Source organism: Leclercia sp. M-A074-M, from assembly GCF_965195605.1.
GTDB lineage: Bacteria > Pseudomonadota > Gammaproteobacteria > Enterobacterales > Enterobacteriaceae > Enterobacter.
Window position 1 is genome coordinate 182,503 of the sequence record NZ_CBDAHM010000006.1, and the last position, 21,325, is coordinate 203,827.

Annotated in this window: 15 protein-coding genes; 3 read left to right on the forward strand and 12 right to left on the reverse strand. The window is 58.0% G+C overall.

Annotation, left to right across the window (positions count from 1 at the left end; translation table 11 throughout):
* Positions 1 to 33: 33 nt before the first annotated feature.
* The 12 genes from recD to rppH all read right to left on the reverse strand — a co-directional run bounded on the left by recD (position 34) and on the right by rppH (position 18,362).
* Positions 34 to 1,854 (reverse strand): exodeoxyribonuclease V subunit alpha, encoded by a 1,821-nt coding sequence (recD, locus tag ACOKCT_RS14120; protein WP_269775810.1) that lies wholly within the window; start codon positions 1,852 to 1,854, stop codon positions 34 to 36.
* On the reverse strand, positions 1,851 to 5,396 hold the full coding sequence (gene recB, locus ACOKCT_RS14125) for an exodeoxyribonuclease V subunit beta (RefSeq protein WP_420193586.1): 3,546 nt from the start codon (positions 5,394 to 5,396) through the stop codon (positions 1,851 to 1,853). The genes recD and recB overlap by 4 nt, the downstream gene beginning before the upstream one ends.
* Entirely contained in the window at positions 5,393 to 8,275 is a 2,883-nt protein-coding gene (ptrA, locus tag ACOKCT_RS14130) for a pitrilysin (RefSeq protein WP_420193587.1), read from the reverse strand. Before ptrA ends, recB begins: the two co-directional genes overlap by 4 nt.
* A 141-nt stretch (positions 8,276 to 8,416) precedes the next feature.
* Positions 8,417 to 11,791, reverse strand: a complete 3,375-nt coding sequence (gene recC / locus ACOKCT_RS14135) for an exodeoxyribonuclease V subunit gamma (protein ID WP_420193588.1) — start codon at positions 11,789 to 11,791, stop codon at positions 8,417 to 8,419.
* A gap of 11 nt (positions 11,792 to 11,802) precedes the next feature.
* Positions 11,803 to 12,126 (reverse strand): prepilin-type N-terminal cleavage/methylation domain-containing protein, encoded by a 324-nt coding sequence (locus tag ACOKCT_RS14140; protein WP_103180961.1) that lies wholly within the window; start codon positions 12,124 to 12,126, stop codon positions 11,803 to 11,805.
* On the reverse strand, positions 12,111 to 12,515 hold the full coding sequence (locus ACOKCT_RS14145; protein WP_325941592.1) for a DUF2509 family protein: 405 nt from the start codon (positions 12,513 to 12,515) through the stop codon (positions 12,111 to 12,113). Before ACOKCT_RS14145 ends, ACOKCT_RS14140 begins: the two co-directional genes overlap by 16 nt.
* Positions 12,512 to 13,075 carry a prepilin peptidase-dependent protein gene (locus ACOKCT_RS14150; protein ID WP_103180963.1) on the reverse strand — a complete coding sequence of 188 codons (564 nt, stop codon included), beginning with the start codon at positions 13,073 to 13,075 and terminating at the stop codon, positions 12,512 to 12,514. The genes ACOKCT_RS14145 and ACOKCT_RS14150 overlap by 4 nt, the downstream gene beginning before the upstream one ends.
* Entirely contained in the window at positions 13,066 to 13,530 is a 465-nt protein-coding gene (locus tag ACOKCT_RS14155) for a prepilin peptidase-dependent protein (RefSeq protein ID WP_103180964.1), read from the reverse strand. The genes ACOKCT_RS14150 and ACOKCT_RS14155 overlap by 10 nt, the downstream gene beginning before the upstream one ends.
* Positions 13,531 to 13,713: 183 nt before the next feature.
* A complete protein-coding gene (thyA, locus tag ACOKCT_RS14160) occupies positions 13,714 to 14,508 on the reverse strand; it encodes a thymidylate synthase (RefSeq protein ID WP_103180965.1) in 795 nt (264 codons plus the stop codon).
* Between the two features lie 6 nt (positions 14,509 to 14,514).
* The gene (gene lgt, locus ACOKCT_RS14165; RefSeq protein ID WP_420193589.1) at positions 14,515 to 15,387 is read right to left on the reverse strand and encodes a prolipoprotein diacylglyceryl transferase; all 873 of its coding nucleotides are present in this window, start codon (positions 15,385 to 15,387) and stop codon (positions 14,515 to 14,517) included.
* A gap of 185 nt (positions 15,388 to 15,572) precedes the next feature.
* Complete coding sequence (gene ptsP, locus ACOKCT_RS14170) at positions 15,573 to 17,819, reverse strand: phosphoenolpyruvate--protein phosphotransferase (protein ID WP_420193590.1); 2,247 nt, start codon at positions 17,817 to 17,819, stop codon at positions 15,573 to 15,575.
* Between the two features lie 12 nt (positions 17,820 to 17,831).
* Entirely contained in the window at positions 17,832 to 18,362 is a 531-nt protein-coding gene (gene rppH, locus ACOKCT_RS14175; protein ID WP_103180968.1) for an RNA pyrophosphohydrolase, read from the reverse strand.
* A 684-nt stretch (positions 18,363 to 19,046) separates the two neighbouring features.
* Between rppH and mutH the strand changes: the two genes are divergently transcribed.
* The 3 genes from mutH to ACOKCT_RS14190 all read left to right on the forward strand — a co-directional run bounded on the left by mutH (position 19,047) and on the right by ACOKCT_RS14190 (position 21,244).
* Positions 19,047 to 19,739: a DNA mismatch repair endonuclease MutH gene (mutH, locus tag ACOKCT_RS14180; protein ID WP_103822739.1), complete on the forward strand. Its 693-nt coding sequence runs from the start codon at positions 19,047 to 19,049 to the stop codon at positions 19,737 to 19,739.
* 129 nt (positions 19,740 to 19,868) lie between these two features.
* Positions 19,869 to 20,087 (forward strand): YgdI/YgdR family lipoprotein, encoded by a 219-nt coding sequence (locus ACOKCT_RS14185; protein WP_039029896.1) that lies wholly within the window; start codon positions 19,869 to 19,871, stop codon positions 20,085 to 20,087.
* A gap of 116 nt (positions 20,088 to 20,203) precedes the next feature.
* Positions 20,204 to 21,244, forward strand: coding sequence for an NADP(H)-dependent aldo-keto reductase (locus ACOKCT_RS14190; RefSeq protein ID WP_159339816.1), 1,041 nt, complete (start codon positions 20,204 to 20,206; stop codon positions 21,242 to 21,244).
* Positions 21,245 to 21,325 lie beyond the last annotated feature (81 nt).

Sequence of the window (21,325 nt, forward strand, 5' to 3'; positions counted from 1 at the left end):
GGCCGGGCAAGCGCCGCCCGGCTTTTCACACGCTTATAAGGCTTCAAAAATCGCGCTCAGCCCGCTGCGTCGCTCTGTACGGGTAGTGACAGCCTGGGTCAGCACCCCTTCATCCGCATACAACGACAACCGCCGACGGGCGCGGGTAATGGCGGTATAGACCAGCTCGCGGGTCACGACGGGCGACATCTGGTTAGGTAAAATCAGCGCCGCGTGATCGAACTCAGAGCCCTGGGATTTATGCACCGTCATGGCCCAGGCGGTTTCATGTTCCGGCAGGCGGCTGGGCTGCACGGACTTCACGCTGCCATCCGGCATCTGGAACCAGACGCGCAGCCCCTGACCCCGGTCCAGCGCAATCCCGATATCGCCGTTAAACAGTCCCAGCGCGCTGTCGTTACGTGAAATCATCACCGGCCTGCCTTCATACCAGCGTGAATGCGGCTGACGGTCAATACGGCGTTTTTGCGCCAGGACCTGCTCGAGCTTTTCATTGAGCCCGGCAACGCCGAAGGGGCCATCCCGTAAGGCACAAAGCAGCTGGTAGCGGCCAAATGCCGCCAGGATCTCCGCTTCGGAGGCTTGCTGCTGCACGCTGTCGAGAAAATGTTGATACCCCTGCAGGGCATCTTCCAGCATCGCCAGATACTCTTCCCCGCTCTGGAGCTGCTTTTTCTCAATATCACTGAATTTGCCATCAAATACCGAGCGGATAGCGTGGCGATCGCCCCGGTTGACCGCGGCCGCCAGTTGCCCGATGCCAGAATCGCTGCCAAAACGGTAGCTTTTTTGCAGCAGGCACAGGCTGTCGCGTAGCGCACCCGCGACCGGGCTGACGTTGCCCTCCATCTCGCATCCCGTCATGCTGGCAAGCTCCTGCGCGCGCCGGACCGTAAAGCCGGCGCTGGCCCAGGTACAGATGTCACCCAGCACCGCGCCCGCTTCGACGGAAGCCAGCTGGTCGCGATCGCCGAGGAAAATAACCCGGGCATGAGGCGGCAGGGCATCGATCAGACGCGACATCATCGTCAGATCAATCATCGACGCCTCATCCACCACCAGCACATCCAGGTGCAGCGGATTACCTGCATGGTAACGCAGGCGCTGGCTGCCAGGCTGCGCGCCAAGCAAACGGTGCAGCGTACTCGCTTCCGTCGGGAATCGCGCGCGCTGGGCCTCGGTCAGGGGCAGTTTTTGCAGCGCGCCGCCCAGGGATTCGGTCAGACGAGCGGCCGCTTTACCGGTGGGGGCTGCCAGCCGGATCCGGCATTTCTCCTCTCCCGCCATCTGGATCAGCGCCGCCAGCAGGCGGGCAACGGTGGTCGTTTTGCCGGTCCCCGGCCCGCCGGAGATCACGGAAATACGCCGCGTTAACGCGACTGCCGCGGCCACCTTTTGCCAGTTGACGGATTCATCAGAGGTGAACAGCGCATTCAGCGTGCGCTGAACGTCGGCGCTGTCATGGGGCAAAGGCTGGTTGGCTTCGCTAAAGAAGCGGGCCACCGCCCGCTCATAGCGCCACATCCGGTTGAGGTAGAGCCGTTCGCCGGTGAGCACCAGCGGCGTCGGTTCATCCCCTGCACTCACCGCGCGGGAGCGCAGCAGCGTAGCGGTCCAGTCCGGCTCCTGGTCAAACAGCGCAAAACAGGTCTGCAGCGCGGCGCTTTTCGCCTCGGCACGCAGCCGGGACAACGGCAGGCAAACGTGCCCTTCTCCCGCATCACGGCTTAAGATTGCCGCCGCCAGCATCACCGCCGGTTCGTCATTCCCTGCTACCATCATCGCAAACTGTACATCCAGACGACGCAGCACGCGCTGCTCTACGGCTTCCAGCAAGTGTTCCTGCATCGTCATTGTGTTAGCTCCTCGTTGCTGGCGGAAAACAGGCTATCCATTCGTTCGATTAACGCTTCATCCGGACGGGTGGCAAAGCAACCGGCGCCCGGCGAGCTGCCATCGACGCCACGTAAAAACAGGTAGATCACCCCACCGAAATGTTGTTGATAGTCATAGTCGGCAATACGGTGACGTAAATATCGGTGCAGCGCCAGGGTATAGAGCTGGTACTGCAGATCGTAGCGGTGCGACTGCATCGCCCGGGCCATAGCCTGCGGGGTATAGGCCTCGCTGTTTTCACCCAGCCAGTTGGATTTATAGTCCAGCAGGTAATAGCGGCCATTATGGCGGAAGACCAGGTCGATAAAGCCTTTCAGCATGCCGCGCACCTGACGAAAATCGAGCGGCGGGCAGCCCCGGGAGAGTGGATCGTACTCGCGGATCAACGCATCCAGCGCCCCGGCGGTGAGCGGCCCGGCGATGGGCAGATAAAACTCCATCTCAACCTGCTTATCAGCGGCTGTCAGCTGGCTCAGTGAGATCCCCTCCTCATTGAGCGGAGTTTCCAGCACCTGCGCGATCCAGCGGGTTAACACCGGCTCCCAGCGGGCATCGTACCCCCCTTTTTGCAGCATCTCCAGCACCCACTCCGGGGAGACGGGCTGCGTAAAATCGAGTGCTTCAAACAGGCTGTGTAAAAAGGTGCCCGGCGAGGCGCCGCGCGGAAACTGATGCGGCGTCAGCTCTGGCTCCTGCGGCACTTCGCCGGTGCCTGCGGCATCAACATCGAGGCGCGGCATCAGATCCTGGGCGATACTGTGCCCGTGCTGCTGAAGTCCGGAATAGCTGGTGACCCGCCAGTCGTCATACAGCATGCGAGCCACCTGCCGCGCCTGCAGATCCGGCATCACCGGATCCGGCATATGCCAGCGGGCGGCGTCTGCCACATCGGCAACCTGCAATGCAATGTGGTCATTGCATAACGCCTCCAGACACTGGCGCAGACCGGCGGCATCTTTCGGCTCGCCGCGCTGGATCAGGCGTCCAAGCGCGCTCAGGTGGACGTCGCTGTCACCCGATTTTTCGCCACGCCGACGGAACAGCGGCGCCACGCCTAAGCTGCAGTGCCACACCGAACGGGTCAGTGCCACATAGAGCAGGCGTAAATCTTCCGCCAGCCGTTCAGCTTCGGCCAGCTCCACGCTGTCATCGGCCTTGCTGAGGTCGAGCACCGCTTCGAAGGTCTTACGATCGTGATAAAAGGCCTGATCCTGAACCCGGTAGTTGGCAATGAAAGGCAACCAGACCAGGGGATACTCCAGCCCTTTCGATTTGTGAATGGTGACGATTTTAACCAGATGCTTGTCACTTTCGAGACGCATTTGCTGGCTTGAGGCGTTGCTGTTCGGCTCGGCAATGTGCTGCGCCAGCCAGCGCACGAGGGCATATTCACTCTCAAGCTGGGCCCCCGCCTCCTGCAACAGTTCGCTGATATGCAGAATATCGGTCAGGCGGCGTTCCCCTCCGGCGGTCGCCAGCATATTTTCGGCGATGTTGCGCTGGGTCATGAGGTCGCGCAGCATCGCCATTACGCCCCGCTTCTGCCAGCGCTCACGGTAGCGGGTAAACTCTTCCACCGCCTCATCCCAGAGTGTCTCACTGTTATTCAGCGTATCGATATCCTGGGCGTTAAGGCCGAGCATGGCGCTTGCCAGGGCGCTGCGCAGGGTGCTTTCACGCTCCGGCGCCAGCACCGCCTGCAACAGCCAGAGCATCTCCTGGGCTTCCAGCGTTTCAAATACGCTGTCGCGGTTGGAGAGATAGACCGAAGGAATGCTCAGCAGGGTCAGCGCATCACGGATCAACGCCGCCTCCTGACGGCTGCGCACCAGCACCGTAATGTCTGACGCCTTCACCGGTTGGGCATCGTCGCCCCGGTGCAGAATGGCTTCGCCGCGCACGCCAGCGCTCAGCCAGTCGCGGATTTGCGCCGCGCAGTGCTGGGCCATAAAGGTCTGGTAATCTCCGACGCCACACCCCTCGCCCTCCATCAGCCAGATGCGCATCGCGGGCTGGAAATCGCCTTTATACTCGAAACGCAGCGTGGCGTTTCTCGGGGCAGATTTGACCGGTAAGAAGGGGATTTCACGGAACATGAAAGCATCGTTCATCTGTGAAAAGAGCGTATTCACGCTCTCCACCATGCCGGGCGCCGAACGCCAGTTGGTATCCAGCGTATAGTGCGCGGCCACTTCGCCACGCGCTTTCATGTAGGTGAAAATATCCGCCCCACGGAAGGCGTAGATCGCCTGTTTCGGGTCGCCAATCAGCAGCAGGGCGGTATCCGGCTGCTGGCGCCAGATGCGGCGGAAAATCCGGTACTGCTGGGGATCGGTATCCTGAAATTCATCGATCATCGCCACCGGAAAACGGGTCCGGATGGCGGCAGCCAGCGCCTCGCCATTGTCGCTGTTGAGGGCATCATCGAGACGGCTGAGCATATCGTCGAAGCCCAGCTCACCGCGACGGCGCTTTTCCCGCGCCACCGCTTCGCGGATCTCTGACAGCGCACGGGTGATCATCAGATCGTTAAGGGTTAACGGCTCTGCCAGCAGATTATCGATGGCGGAAAAGAGCGGGTGTTCCGGTACCTCGCCCCCCGCTTTCGTGCGCTCGGCAAGGAACGACTGGGAGAATTTTTCCAGCGCGTCAGGCAGCTGATAGCTGTGCTTCTCTTCCTGCGCCCAGGCCGTAACGCGCTCGATATATTTTGCCTGGTTGCCGCGGTTGAATTTACGCCGATCGATGCCGGAGCGTTCAATCACCGCCTCGATTTCCGCCACGCTGTCAGACCACTGCTGTTTCATGGCGGCGATCAGGCCGACAATCTTCTCATGGCGTGAAGCCAGCGTTTCGTCCGCAGGCGGGGCAGATTTGATGACCGGGGCTTCCCCCTGCAGATAGCGATCGATGGTCCGCAGTAGCTCGTCCGGGCCTTTCCAGAGATTGTGTACCGCTTCGGCGATATCACGTGGCAGGGGGTAGCAATGGCGACGCCAGAAGTCGGCGCACGCCTGGTAGCGCAGCTGGGATTCATCTTCGATAAGTTGCTGCTCAAAAAGCATGCCTGATTCAAACGCATTCAGGCTGAGCATGCGCTGGCAGAAGCCGTGGATAGTAAACACGGCAGCCTCATCCATCTGCCGTTCCGCCAGCAGCAGCCACTGTGCCGCCTGCTGTTTATCGTCAATCTCATCCAGCAGGCTGGCATACAGCGGGTTATCTGTACTCTGCCGCAGGCAGGCGATGCGCAGCTCATGGATGTTAGCGCGGATACGTCCGCGCAGCTCTTCCGTCGCGGCTTCGGTGAAGGTCACCACCAGTAGCTCTTCCACGTTGAGCGGGCGGCTAAACGCCGCGCTGCCGCCCAGACCGAGCAGCAGTCGCAGATAGAGTGCAGCGATGGTGAAGGTTTTTCCGGTTCCCGCTGAGGCCTCTATCAGTCGCTCCCCCTGTAACGGTAAACGTAAGGGGTTAAGGGACTCAGCGGTATCGGTCATTCGTTCTTACTCCTGGGCAAAGATTGCTGCAATGCGCTCACGCTCTTCCATACCGTCCAGCCCGCAGGCGGGGTGACATCGGCTTTCTTACTCTGGCTACCGGAAACCTGAGACAGGATAGCCATCCCCTGCGGGGCGACCACGGTCTGGTGGAAGAAGTCGGCCACTTTCTGTGGCGTGAGCTGTTTTATCTCGGCCACTACTCTATCATGCGAATCGAAGCGCATATTACCCCGATCAAAATCTTTGCTGATTTTTGATGCTTCTTCAGCCAGCGTCTGCGGCGGCTGCATAATCTGGGCAATGACCGCCTGCTGAATTTGGGCAAACTCTTCCGGCTTCATCGCACGCAGCTTCGCTTCGGCCTGCGGGAAGAAGGCCTGGAAACGCTGCCAGAGATAATCTGGCTGTTTATCACTGCTTTGCAGCAGGAAGCCCATCCCCCACTGGCGACCAACGTTCATCGAAAAGGCAAAGACGGCATAGCCCAGCTGCTCTTCGGTACGCAACTGGGTGTAGAACCAGGGCTGCACGATCTGTCCGAGTACGGCGCTGTATGCTGAACTGGCGTATTCGTCATAGCCGGTCGGGACAAAGACCGCTGCCAGAGCGGAATCCGTGCTGCTGCCCGCTTTTTCGAAAATCACGTTCTGCTGTTTTTCGACCAGCACGTCCTGGTTACGACACCATTCGGTCCCCTTCGCACCCAGCTGAGTACGCACATCCTGCGCCAGGGTTTTCGCCTGATCTTCACTCATGTTGCCCACCACCAGAAACTCCGGACGGGCATTGGTCTTCAGCGCGGCACGGTAGGCCATTACGTCGTCCAGCGTGATGGACGGCAGCAGCTCCCGGCGCTCCTCGCGCTGGAAATAGGGAACCTGCGAGAGCATCTGCACCGGCATAATAGCCTGATCGAAGGCTTTGCCTTTTTCTGCGGAATCCATCATCTGCGCATACCAGGACTTAGCCTGCTCCAGCTGCTCCTCGGTGGCGGTGTAGCTGAAATAGCCTTCCAGCAGCGCCTTAAAGAGCTGCGGCAGACGCTGGGTGTAACCGTTGGCGTTGAGCATCAGGCCATTATTGGCGTTGGTGGAGAAACCGATCCCGCCTACCGCGGCCTGGTTGCTGAGCTGATCCAGCGCGATACCGGCCAGATAGTCATTCAGCGCAAACATCACCTGGTTTTTAGCGGTATTCATCGCCGCAGGGTTACGCAGCACCATGCTGACGTTGGCTTTTGGCTCGCTGGCGAAGTAGCGGCTCGGGGTATAGACCACGCGCAGGTCAGGCTCATCCACAATCAGCTGCGGCTGTGGATAATCTTTAGTCGGTTTGATAAGGGTAAAGTCGTCCGGGATGTAAGGGTTCACCTCCGGCAGCTTAAGGGCGATCCCGGCGGCTCGCTTCTGCCAGTCGGCAAAAGTTTGCTCGCTGATTTTGTCCACCTGGTATTCGGCGTTCACAAAGTAAGCGGTCTTGTTATGCGGCTCGTTCGGGCTGATATACCAGATACGGGCGTTCTGCGGCGTCATCATCGCCAGTCGGGCTTTGACGGCGTCGGCATCATATTGATCGGCGATATTGACCGCATCCAGCGTGTGCTCAACCGGCACGCGGATCATGGTGTCAGCCAGCCACTCGACATAGTCCATATCGCGGGTAATGGAAGGATAACGGAAGTCGAGATCCAGCACGTGCGCCAGCTCGTCAAAGTAGCGTTTATCCACCCCTTTTTCACGCAGCAGGGAAAGGTAGCTGAAAATCGCGGCGACGACGTCATCGCGATGGGCCAGACCTTTATCGGTTAAGGTGGCGGAGATCGCCAGTACGCCGCTGTTGCCGTTAACGACGGGATCGGAGTCGGCGCGAATACCTTCCACCAGCCCCTGCTTTTGCAGCCAGTCGGAGAGGGTGTCCGGGCTACGGTTGCCAATCAGGTAGTTAACCAGCTCGTCGGTTTTACTGCGAAACTGCGGCGTATTGTTATCAATACGGAACTCCACGCGCAGCACCTTGCGGGGCATCGCGGGAACGTAGTGAATGATCAGGCCTTTCTGCGCGTCGGTGACCACCGGCACGGTGATTTCCGGGCGGGTGATATTTTTATTCGGCACCCGGCCATAGGTCTGGGCAGCCAGCTGCGCCAGTTCCGGCAGCGGCTTATTGCTGTAGACCACGGCCTTCATCAGGTTAGCGGAGTAGTATTTGTCGCGAAACGCGTGCAGCGCATCAAGCACCGGGCTGCCCGGCTTGTCGCTCAGCGTCTCAAGATTTCCGCCGGAGAAACGCGATCCAGGGTGCGCGGGGTTGATGGTTTCGGCGCTGACCTGCGCCATCCGCATCCCGTCCCGGGTACGCGCCAGCGTCAGCTCCGCATTAACGGCATTGCGCTCACGATCGGCATATTTTTTATCCAGCAGCGGGGCAGCAATGGCATCCGCCAGACGATCGACGGCACCTTCCAGCGCATCGTTTTCCACTTCAAGATAAAAAGCCGTGCGGTACGGCGCGGTGCTGGCGTTATGGCTGCCACCGTGCATCTTTAAAAATTCGGCCAGACTGTCAGGCTGCGGATAGTTCTTTGAGCCCATCAGGGTCATATGTTCAAGATAGTGGGCCAGACCGGGATGCGATTCAGGATCTTCCAGCGAGCCCACCGGCACCACCAGCGCCGACAGTGACTTTACGGCCTGCGGATCGGAAACCAGCAACACGACCATCCCGTTATCAAGGCGGATCGCCTGATATTCACGGGTATCTTTATCACTTTTGCGGATCGTTTCCTGAACGGGTTGCCAACCGGTATTTGCCTGACTGAGGGGGGCCCAAAGAGCGACGAACAAAACTAACGTTTTCAATAAGGTGCTGCCTGGCATTCACTACCTCTTCATCACGGACATCATCATTAACAAGCTTCGTGCCGGACACGCCAGCATCTCTTTGTTTTGGTACATCAGTCCATGACAAGTTGCGCATCATAAATGAATGCCCAAATCCGTGCAATTTTTATACAGCCGTCAGGACTGATTAAATTTATAGAGCGGTAACAGGTAGCGTCGGGCCTCGTTGGTGATGGCCTCGAAGTACTCCGGTTCAAGGGTTCGCCACAGGCGTTGATACCAGACGTCGTCACCTTCCCCGCGGACGATCATGTTGCCTTCGTAGGCCTGCAAAAATTTGCTGCGCGCTTTTTGCAGGGTCGCCTCATCCGTTAACATGGCATCATTTGAGGCGTCATAACAGGTTTTAATCCATGCCCCCCCACTTTCTGGCAGCAACAGCAGCGGCGTGTTCATCCCCTGCTGGTAACCCTCAACCAGCTGCGACAGATAGTTCATGGCCTGTTCAGCAGAGAGCGCCGGGAAGCGCCATTCACCCTCTTTGCGGACAAATAACCGGCTCTCGCCTTCGCCACCGCTCGCACAGTAGACAAGGTGTTCCAGCCAAAGTTGCAGACCTTGCGAAACGCTAAGCATCGACGGTCGCCAGCGCAGCAGCCCGTCGGGCTGTACGTGCTGTAGCCACCCCGTCAGATTCACACCGTTGCAGTTGAGATCGATCTCCATGCTCGTACCCGGCTGACGGCACTCAATCACCCGGCCAGCCAGGGCCTGCATCTCCTGACACTGAGCCTCCCAGACGATCTCACCGAAGGCGCCATAGGGCAGTTGACCTGCCGCGCGATAGTGACGGAACAGCTTCTGGGCATCTTCCTGCTCCACCAGCGCATTCAGCAATTGCTGATTGAGCTGGTAGCGGCTTAAGCCATCCAGCGTAAACGGCTCGGCATCCGGGATCTCGCTCTCTTCGGAGCGGAAGTTAACCTGCAACCGCATCTGGAAAAACGCCCGCACCGGGTGCGCCCAGAAACGCTGAAGCTGTTCAAAGGGAACGGTATCAAGCGCTAACGGCTTCAGCGTCTGGATAAAGTCGCCATGGGCTACGCCCTCCCGTTTCGCGGCGGGCAGCCATTCCCGGGCATAGCTCTGCTGCTCGTTAGCCTTGTAGTTCTCCGCATCAAACGGCATACGGCTGTGACAACAGGTGATATGCGCTTTTACGCGCTTTTCGCTCTCATCACAGTTGAGCGCCTCATCGCCCGGCAGGTAGTGGCTTTGCCCGATGTAGTCCACCAGTTCCTGCACCAGCACGGAGGGGAACCGTTCGCTGTTGTCCTGGATAGAGCGACCGATATAGCTGATATAGAGCTGCTGTTGCGCGGAGATCAGCGCCTCAAGGAACAGATAGCGGTCATCATCGCGACGACTGCGGTCGCCGCGCTGCGCATTCTGACTCATTAAATCAAAGCCCAGCGGCGCCAGCGCGCGCGGGTAAATGCCGTCGTTCATGCCCAGCAGACAGACGACCTTAAACGGGATGGATCGCATCGGCATCAGGGTGCAGATGTTTACCGGCCCGGCGAGAAAACGCTGGCTGATACGCTCCTGGTCGAGACGCAGGGTTAACTCATCCCGCAACAACGACAGGGGGATCGCTTCATCATAGTGCGAGGAGATCCCTTCATCGATGATCGCCTGCCACTGCTGCTCGATTAACGCCATCGCCGCTTCGGTTTCCTGATCCGGCAGGAAGAAATCATTGAGCATCTCGCGACATACCGGCATCCACTCGTCGAGCGGGCGGGCTTTCATCAGCTCCCGACGCCAGCGGTTAAGCTGCATCAGCAGTGACGCCAGATGCCCGACCAACTCGGCAATTAAGCCGCTGGACTCATCATAAGGCAGCACGGCATTCCATTCCCCCTGGCTACTCTCCATGGCATACCCGAGCAGCATACGCGTCAGGCCAAACTGCCAGGTGTGCTGGCCGGTGACGGGCAGCTCAAACTCCTGCACGTTGTCATCGTCCATGCCCCAGCGCACGCCCGACTCGTTAACCCACTGACGCAGGTAGCGCAGCGCCTCCTCGTCAATATCAAAACGAGCCGCCAGGACCGGCACGTCCAGCAGGGCCAGCACATCTTCCGGGACGAAGCGGCTATCCGGCAGGGAAAGCAGGCTGACAAACGCCTGCAGGGCCGGGTGCGATTGACGCGCACGACGGTCTGATATGGCAAACGGCAGGTAGCGGTCGCCCGTCGCACTCCCAAAAACGGCCTGGATATAGGGGCTGTAGCTGTCGATATCCGCCACCATCACCACGATATCGCGCGGCGTCAGCTGCGGATCCTCCTCCAGCATCGCCAGCAGTTTGTCGTGTAGCACCTCTACTTCGCGCTGCGGGCTATGGCACAGGTGAACGGTCACGCTGCGATCGTCAGGATCGAGCCGGCGTTTGCTGTCACTGCGGGCAAACTCCGTAGCGGTGATGCCTGTCACCGCGCGGTTATCCAGCTCCAGAATGTCCCGCTGTATGTTATGCAGCAGGTTGTCCGGGGTGATATCCGCAAAGGCGTCGACATCCCCTTCCCCGGAGGCGGTCAGCTCCGAGAGCATATAGATATAGTCGCGCCCCAGCTTGCCCCAGGAGGCGAGCAGCGGGTTCGGCAAGTGCTGGATCCCCTGTTCGTCAAAGAGTTCAGAGGCCGTCTCGCTGTCTTTAAACAGCGGTACCGTGCCGTCGTCAAACAGGCGACGACGCTGGCGCGTCACCATGCGGGCCAGCCAGCGGGCATCCTGAATATCTCCCCAGTAATGGCGGCAGGGGTTGGTGAAGAGAATATGAATGTCGATATGCCTGCCCAGCGCATTCAGCGCTTTCAGGTAGACCGGCGGCAGTGCGGATATCCCGCAGATAAAGACCCGGGACGGCAAACCGGCAGGCGTCTCAGAGGCGGACTCCAGGGTCGCGATAAAACGCTCATATAAATTTGCGCGGTGCCACTGCGGCTGACCCAGCGCTTCAGTATGGGCGACCAACGCTTTCCACAGCGGGGCCTGCCAGATTTGCGCCTGGTCAAGACCGTCGACAAGCTCGCCCGCCTCCCAGCGCGTTAACCACTCCGGCCGATAGACCAGATACTGGTCGTAGAGATCCGCCGTACGCGACGCCAGCTGGAACAGCTTCCGTTTATCGGTATCGTCATTCAGGTAGTGGCGCAGCATGACAAACTCGTCATGGGTCAGCATCTCAGGCAGCAGCGACATCAGCTTCCAGCTCATGCTCTGTTTGCTGAATGCGCTCTGTTTTGGGATCTCCGGCAGTACGCGGACAAACATATCCCAGATAAAGCTGGCCGGCAGCGGGAAATCAATATTGGCGGCGATACCAAACTTCTGTGAAAGGGACATCTGTAACCACTGCGCCATACCGGTGCTCTGAACCATGATCATCTCTGGTTCAAAGGGATCGTCGAGCCGCTGCTGCTCGACAATAAATTCCATCAGTGCTTCCAGCACATCAAGACGGTTTGAGTGGTAGACCCTTAACATTGCTGCTCCAACTACTGGCTAACCGGGCAGTGCAGGCGTGTCAGTTGACCCTGCCGACCCAGAGGAGAAATAAGTTTGACCGAGATGCTGACACATCCAGCCTGTGTTGTCTGCATCCTGTTTACCTGCCAGCCGCCAGGCGCATCCCCGGCGCTCAGCTGGGACAGCGTCTGAGCATGACGCCAGAGCTGGCGATACTGCTCAAGCGCGACAAACCGACTGGCTAAAACACGATGGTAACCTGCCAGCGCGGTGACGACCACGACCATCAGCACCATTGCCAGCAGAACCTCCACGATGCTGAACCCTTTCTGTCTGGCTACTGTGGCTGACATAACGCTCTCTCCTTCAGGGGACAAAAATCGCTCCAGCCGTGGGGCAGAAAATGTATGCCGTCTGCCTTTACCTCGCCCAGACGCCACAACGTGATGCTGTCGCTGCTGGCGATAAGCAGTGCGCGCTCCCCGGTCAGACGCAAACAGACTCGCCAGGGGTGCAGAGGATGCTGCTGGCACGCATAGTCCACCTGCGTTCGCCAGTCGAGCGTTCTTCCCCACTCCAGCGCTGACTGGGCGGCAGCCTGATGCTGTATCGCCTGGCGTTCTGCACTGACGATACGCAGCAGCGCGTCAAGCTGCTGGTTAAGTCCCGCCAGCATCAGGCTACCCAGAATTAACAGCAGGAGCACCAGCGCCAGCGATGACATTCCCCGCTCGCGGCTCATAAATTAAACCCGGTAACGATGTGGCGCACCTCAACGCCGCCGTCATGCTCTCCGTTGACGGCGGCCGCCAGCATCAGACTCAGCTCCGGCGCAAAGTCTGCGCGGGCAATGCGCTGCACCTGAAAACGCAGGACCGTGATCCGGTCGGGATCGGTTATTCTCTCCCACCCCTTGCCGCCACACTCTGTCGCGCCGCGCACTGTTTCCAGCGCACCGCCGTTCAGGCGAAACCCGGTCTGTTCCGCCGCAGCAGGCGGGGAGGTTTCCCAGCGGCCATTGCTGTTTTCGTCCCACTGCACAATGACACATTCACCACCCTGCCCCACTTTTAACGCCTCGCCAGTGCACTCGCCCGCGCAATACCCCGCCCGCTGCAGATGTTTACCGATAGTGGTTATGCGTAGCCAAAGCTCTTCTTCAAGCTCCTGCTGTTTCGTGAGCCGCGTGACTGACTGCTGGAGCGCGGGCAAAAACCGCGCTGCGCTTAACAGCAGCACGCTGCTTATCGCCATCGCGATCAGCACTTCCGTGAGGGAAAATCCCCGCTGCTTTACCGGCATGCGAACGCTCCCTTGCCGTTACACATCCGGATACGTCCCCACGAAGAGATGAGAATAAGCCACTCGCCGGCCTGGCTTTGCAGACGCACCCTTCCGGCCCAGGCGGTATCCCGCAAACCGTAAAATCCCAACCCCGGCGTTAACTCGGTAAGGCTGATATCCGCCCACTGCGGGATTAGCACAAAGGCGCTCTCCGCCTCACACGCAGGAATCCCCGTCTTTAACAGGCACCACCGCTTGCCGTCCTGTTTGAGTGTGATGATATGGTCGCGGTTATTTCGCCAGGCATCATTGCGTAGCACCACCAGAAAATCGCGCACCTGGCGCGCCGTCTGCCATAGCTGCTGTTGCTGCTGCCAGGATCGCCAGCCGTACAGCCCCGCAGCGCTCAGCGTCATGATGAGCGAGAGGGCGATCAGCATTTCCATGAGGGTGAACCCCTTTTCCTTTTTCATGGCGGCAGTGTGCCGGGGGGAAAGAAACAGGTCGAGGCGGCGTTAAGCGAATTACGAGGCGCTTTCCGCGCTTTATGAGGGATTGCAGCTCGTTGCAATCCTCGCGGACGCAGGCTCGCAAAAGGCGACGACAGGCATAAAAAAACCGGCGCAGAGTGCGCCGGTTGTGTCAGGATTGCAGCATCAGACCGCTACAGGCGCTTTGATCCCCGGGTGCGGGTCGTAGCCTTCGATTTCGAAATCTTCAAAGCGATAGTCGAAAATGGAGTCCGGCTTACGTTTGATAATCAGCTTCGGCAGCGCGCGCGGCTCGCGGGTCAGCTGCAGATGGGTCTGCTCCATATGGTTGCTGTAGAGGTGGGTATCCCCCCCGGTCCAGACAAAATCACCCACTTCCAGATCGCACTGCTGGGCCATCATATGCACCAGCAGCGCATAGCTGGCGATGTTGAACGGCAGGCCGAGGAAGACATCGCAGGAGCGCTGATAGAGCTGGCAGGAGAGCTTGCCATCCGCGACATAGAACTGGAAGAAGGCATGGCACGGAGCCAGGGCCATTTTATCCAGTTCGCCCACGTTCCAGGCCGACACAATGATACGGCGTGAATCGGGATCGTTTTTCAGCTGGTTCATCACGGTGGTGATCTGGTCAATGTGGCGGCCATCCGGCGTCGGCCAGGCGCGCCACTGCTTGCCATATACCGGGCCCAGATCGCCGTTCTCGTCTGCCCATTCGTCCCAGATAGAAACATTGTTCTCGCGCAGGTAAGCGATGTTGGTGTCACCCTGCAGGAACCAGAGCAGCTCGTGAATAATTGAGCGTAAGTGGCAGCGCTTGGTTGTCACCAGCGGAAAGCCTTCCTGCAGGTTGAAGCGCATCTGGTGCCCAAAAATGGAGAGGGTACCGGTGCCGGTACGATCGTTTTTTGGCGTGCCCTCATCGAGCACTTTTTGCATCAGTTCAAGATACTGTTTCATGATTCCTCAGGAGACCTGTTGCTGTGGACGACGGTACGCCCAGACTATCATCGCGATACCCGCGACGATCATCGGAATGGAGAGGATCTGCCCCATGCTGATGTACTGGACCCACGTCCCGGTAAACTGCGCATCCGGCTGGCGGAAGAATTCCACGATAATGCGGAACGCGCCATAACCGATCAGGAACAGGCCAGATACAGAGCCCGTCGGGCGCGGTTTACGGATGAAGAGGTTCAGAATGATAAACAGCACCACCCCTTCCAGCGCCATTTCATACAGCTGCGACATATGGCGCGGCAGGACGCCGTAGGTATCGAAAATCGATTGCCATTCCGGATGCGACGGCAGCAGGGCCATATCTTCGGCACGGGACTGCGGGAACAGCATGGTAAACGGCACGCTCGGGTCGACACGGCCCCACAACTCGCCGTTGATAAAGTTACCGAGACGGCCTGCGCCCAGACCGAACGGGATCAGCGGGGCAATAAAGTCAGAGACCTGGAAGAAGCTGCGTTTGGTGCGCTTCGCGAAAATGACCATCACCAGAATGACGCCAATCAGGCCACCGTGGAAGGACATGCCGCCATCCCAGACGCGGAACAGGTAGAGCGGATCGTTCAGGAAGACCGGGAAGTTGTAAAAGAGCACATAGCCGATACGTCCACCGAGGAAAACGCCGAGGAAACCGGCATACAGCAGGTTTTCCACTTCGTCTTTGGTCCAGCCGCTGCCCGGGCGTTTGGCGCGACGGCCAGCCAGCCACATGGCAAAGACGAAACCGACCAGATACATCAATCCGTACCAGTGCAGCGCGACGGGTCCTACTGAGAAAATGACCGGATCAAACTCCGGAAAATGCAGATAGCCACTGTTCATCTGTCACCACAAGATGTTGTTATTCCGCTGAAAGTGGACAGCGGTAGAGAAGCGCGCAGAGGAGTACCCTGCGCTCCAAAGTTGCGAATCATAGCACAAGCGAGCGTGGAGGTTGCGCCAGAGATGTAAAAGATGTGTATAGGGGTTTGTATCCCCCGGCGCAGACGCTGAGGGATACCTGGTGCCTAACGTCCGCCGCGGATCAGCCCGCCCATGCCGCGACGCTCCATAAAGGCCGCCACCTGATGACGCACCTCCGTTGCCAGCTGGGCTTCAAGACTGCGTTTCGCCAGCTGCTGAGCCTCTTCAAAGTCGATATGGCGCAGCAGATACTTCACGCGGGCAACGGAACGTCCGTTCATGGACAAGTGGCGGAAGCCGAGACCAATCAGGATCGCTACACACATTGAGTCGCCCGCCATCTCGCCGCATAAACGCAGATCAATACCGTTGGCTTCCGCCTCGCGGGCAATCATTGCCAGCGCGCGCAGCATCGCTGGATGCAGGCTGTCGTAGATGCTCGCCACCCGGGTGTTATTGCGATCCACCGCCAGCATGTACTGGGTCAGGTCGTTGGTGCCCACCGAAACAAAGTCGACGCGCGTGGCCAGCTGCGGGAGCATAAAGACCATCGACGGGACTTCCAGCATCACGCCAATTCGCGGCTTCGGTATTTCGTAGCCGATCATCTCTTCGACTTCGCGTCCGGCGCGCTCAATAAGGCGTCGGGCTTCGTCGATCTCATCAATGCTGGTGACCATCGGCAGCAAAATACTGAGGTTGCCGGTCGCCGCATTGGCACGCAGCATGGCGCGCACCTGGATCAAAAAGATCTCCGGCTGATCGAGAGTAATGCGGATCCCGCGCCAGCCCAGGCAGGGATTCTCTTCGCTGATGGGCATATAGGGCAGTTGCTTATCTGCGCCAATGTCCAGCGTACGTAGCGTCACCGGCTTGTCGTTGAACATCTGCAGCATGCCCTGATACTGCGCTACCTGCTCCTCCTCAGAGGGGAAGCCGCTTTGCAGCATGAACGGGATTTCGGTGCGGTAGAGACCAATACCATCAATACGGCTGCCGAGCTTCTCTTCATGTTCCGGGCTTAACCCGGCATTGAGCATTACCTTGATGCGCTCACCGCTTTTCAGCGCCGCGGGCTGGTTGACGTCATCTTCCGCCAGACGGCTCAGCTCGTTCTCTTCGCTGATAAGCCGCTGATATTCCTGCAACAGCACCGGTTCAGGATCGACCAGCAGCTCGCCGCGATAACCGTCCACCACCAGCGTTCGGCGGTGCAGCGCAGAGGGCTGAATATCGGCCCCCATTACGGTCGGGATCCCGAGCGCCCGCACCATAATGGCGGCATGGGAGTTGGCGGCGCCGTCGCGGACCACGATCCCGGCCAGTCTGTCCTGCGGCAACTCCGCGAGCGTGGTGGCGGAAAGCTCATCCGCAACCATTACAAAGCGCGGCGGCCAGGTATTGGCAGCCTGAATGGTATCATCGAGATGGAACAGCAGACGCTGACCTAAGGTACGCAGATCCCCGGCACGCTCTTTCAGATAGCCATCGGTCAGGGCGGCAAACTGTTCGGCGAATTTTTCGACGACCTTTTTGACGGCCCACTCCGCCACCGAGCCCCTGTCGACCTCATCAAACAGCTCCCGACGCAGCCGGGCATCAGACAACAGGTGTGAATAAAGATCGAAGATCGCCGCCGTCTCTTTTTGCGCACCTGCGGCATAGCGCTTGCTGTAGCGGCGAAACTCGTTGGCAGCCTCCTCCAGCGCGCCGGTCAGACGTTCGCGCTCAAGGGCGGTGTCCAGCGTGGAGGCTTCGTAAACCTGCTCCATGAGCGGCAGCGTGGCGTCCATCCAGCCTTCGGCGATCGCGACGCCGGGTGAGGCCGGCAAGGCGCGAATGCGCGTCTGCCGGTACTGACCAAACAGTGCCGCGAGCTGGGACTGGGAGAGAATAGCCGCCATTTGCGTGGCCAGCGTAACGAGGAATGACTCCTCGCTTTCGTCGTACTGACGCAGTTCGCGCTGCTGCACAACCAGCACGCCCAGCAGCTGGCGACGCTGGATGATCGGTACGCCCAGGAAGGCGCGAAAACGCTCCTCTTTTACGGAGGGGATATATTTGAAGCTGGGGTGTTTTTGCGCATCGGCAAGGTTGATGGGTTCGGCCAGACGCCCGACCAGACCCACAACGCCTTCATCAAATGCCAGCGCAACGGTACGACCACGCGGTTTTTTCAATCCGCGCGTGGCCATAAGGTAATAACACCTGCGGTCATGGTCGGCCAGATAGACCGAACAGACCTCGGTTTCCATCGCAAGGCAGATATCAGTGACCAGAATATCCAGCGCCTCGTTGAGCCGTGGGGCACTGGCCACCTTCTCGACTATTTCGCGCAGGCGGGTGAGCATAATGTGCGTAGCTTAACCTCTTTTACGTCGCCAGGCAGGTGCGCTCTGGGGCTTAGGAGGAACCTCCTGAAGCATCATTACGGCACTTGCGAACTCTTTCATCACCCTGCGGTAAACATCGCGCTTAAACGACACGACCTGCCGAACGGGATACCAGTAGCTGACCCAGCGCCAGCCATCAAACTCAGGCGTGCTGCTGGTTTGCATATTGATATCCGCATCGCTGCTCACCAATTGCAGAAGAAACCATTTCTGTTTCTGGCCGATACATACCGGCTTTGTGTCCCAACGCACCAAACGCTTCGGTAACTTGTAACGCAACCAGTTGCGGGTCGAAGCCAGAATGCGAACATCCTTGCGGCTTAAGCCAACTTCTTCGAACAGCTCCCGATACATCGCTTGCTCTGCGGACTCTCCAGGGTTAATCCCCCCTTGGGGAAATTGCCAGGAGTGCTGACCATATCGCCGGGCCCACATGACCTGCCCCTGGCGATTACAAATTACGATACCTACATTCGGGCGGTAGCCATCGTCATCAATCACCGGACTACCCCAAACTAAACCTTATATATAAATGATTGTTTCACACTCCAGTGAGGCGGTAAACCACTCTCTTTCGGGCCTGGAGCCGAATAACATTTGAATAACTCACAATTATCATCGGAGTTATAAACAGATGACCGCCCGGAAGGGCAATTTTATACACTTTTTCTGTGGATAGAGTTGTGAAGAAGTATGGAATTACCGATGGACAACCCAGATCACTCTGAATATTGCAGAGATTGACATTTTTTACAACTCTCTATTTTTCATTGGGTTAAATGAGATTATCTGTGAAATGCACAGCATTGTGTGATGCAGGTCACCTGAAAGATCGTTGTGCTGATGAAAGATCGAGCAACGTCGGTTTTATCCACAGATTGTGCCAATAAGTTAGGCACATTTTGTCTGAATTTTCGATTTTCGTCGCGCGTCAAGGCTGTAAATGGAAACAGTAGTGGGGGTTATTCCCAGTTATCCCATTTTTCTGTGGATAACTGGGTGTAAGATCCTGTTTATTGTCAGTGACCAGATTTGGACAACCTGGATAACCGACCGGCAGCGTAGTAGAAAGTGGCCATAAAAATACATATAAATCATTAACCTGGCACATGCAAAAAGAAAAAGATAAACTCTCTCAGTGCGGTGGAAAACTACTGTTCATTTTTTAACCAAAAGGCAATTATCATGCTTCCCCTCGCTCCCCTCTCTTCGCCTCCTGCTACAGAAGCGGTGTTACTGCAACAAGCGCAGCGTCTGGCGGGCTATTCGCTGGGTGAACTCGCTGCCCTGGCAGGCCTGCCCATTCCGCCCGATCTTAAGCGCGATAAAGGCTGGACAGGCGTTCTGCTGGAGCTGTGGCTGGGTGCCAGCGCGGGCAGTAAGCCTGAACAGGATTTTGCCGCCCTGGGGGTAGAGCTCAAGACCATCCCCATCGACAGCGCAGGCCGCCCCCTGGAGACGACGTTTGTCTGCGTGGCGCCGCTAACCGGCAATACGGGGATCACATGGGAGAGCAGTCACGTGCGGCATAAGCTGAAACGCGTACTGTGGATCCCGGTTGAGGGGGATCGCGCGATCCCGCTGGCCGCCCGTCGCGTGGGAGCCCCGCTGATCTGGAGCCCGAACGAAGAAGAAGATCGTCAGCTGCGTCTGGACTGGGAGGAGTTGATGGACATGATCGTCCTGGGTCAGGTTGAGCGCATCACTGCCCGCCACGGCGAGGTGCTCCAGCTACGGCCAAAAGCCGCAAACAGTAAAGCGCTCACCGAAGCCATCGGCGCACGCGGCGAACCGATCCTCACCCTGCCCCGGGGCTTTTATCTGAAAAAAAACTTCACGGGTGCGTTGCTGGCACGTCACTTTCTTCTGAATACCTGACTTTTTAGCCAGAATGTTGCTTTTTATCACATATTTCCCTGTTTTTTCAGAATTGACCACTTTCAGAAAAACAACGGCAGAGTTATTACTACACTGATAACTAACACGAGCCAGGCGGAGGTAACAAGAATGAAGAAATGGGCAGTGATAATCTCGGCAGTTGGTTTAGCGTTTGCCGTTTCTGGTTGTAGCAGCGACTACGTCATGGCGACCAAAGATGGTCGTATGATTCTGACCGACGGCAAACCCGAAGTCGACGATGATACCGGGCTGGTCAGCTACCGCGATCAGCAGGGTAACAATATGCAGATTAACCGCGACGAAGTTTCACAGATTATAGAAAGATAATAGTAAAGGTCAGCGGCTTGCTGGCCTTTTGATTTTTCTCTTCCCCTCTGTCATGTTTATAGTCCTTTGTCGGGAGTTTCCTGACGCAGATAACATGTCAAATAAGGAAGCCGGCTATGCATTATCACCGTATCCCCCATAGCGCTCTTGAGATAAGCCAACTGGGGTTGGGCACGATGACATTTGGTGAACAAAATAGCGAAGCCGATGCCCATGCACAACTCGATTACGCCGTCAGCCAGGGCATTAACCTGATTGATGTCGCGGAAATGTACCCGGTGCCGCCGCGTCCTGAAACACAGGGCTTAACTGAAACCTACGTCGGCAACTGGCTGGCAAAGCGCGGTAATCGCGAAAAGCTGATTGTCGCCTCCAAGGTCAGCGGTCCCTCCCGCAATAACGATAGCGGCATTCGCCCGAATCAGGTCCTCGATCGTAAAAACATCCGCGCCGCGCTGGACGCCAGCCTGACGCGTCTGCAGACCGATTATCTCGATCTCTATCAGGTTCACTGGCCGCAGCGCGCAACAAACTGCTTTGGCAAACTGGGCTATAGCTGGAGCGACAGTGCGCCCGTTGTCACGCTGCTGGAAACCCTGGAAGCGTTAACCGAGTGCCAGCGCGCAGGCAAAATCCGCTACATTGGCGTCTCTAACGAAACGGCGTTCGGCGTGATGCGTTATCTGCACCTGGCAGACAAGCACGACCTGCCGCGTATCGTGACCATTCAGAACCCATACAGCCTGCTGAACCGCAGCTACGAAGTGGGTCTGGCGGAGGTGAGCCAGTATGAAGGCGTTGAGCTGCTGGCGTACTCCTGCCTGGGCTTTGGTACGCTGACCGGTAAGTATCTTAACGGCGCAAAACCGGCGGGAGCGCGTAATACCCTGTTCAGCCGCTTTACCCGGTACAGCGGCGAGCAGACGCAAAAAGCGGTGGCGGCCTATGTCGATATCGCCAGACGTTACGGGCTCGATCCGGCGCAGATGGCGCTGGCCTTTGTGCGCCGTCAGCCGTTTGTGGCCAGCACCCTGCTGGGCGCGACCACCATGGAGCAGCTGAAAACGAATATCGAAAGCTTCCATCTGGAGTTGAGCGAAGAGGTGTTAGCGGAGATTGAGGCGGTGCATCAGGTATATACCTATCCGGCACCGTAATAAACGCAAAAAGGCAACGACAGTTGCCTTTTTAGTTTCACAGGTCGGGTAAGGCGAAGCCGCCATTCGACAAGTCGCTCC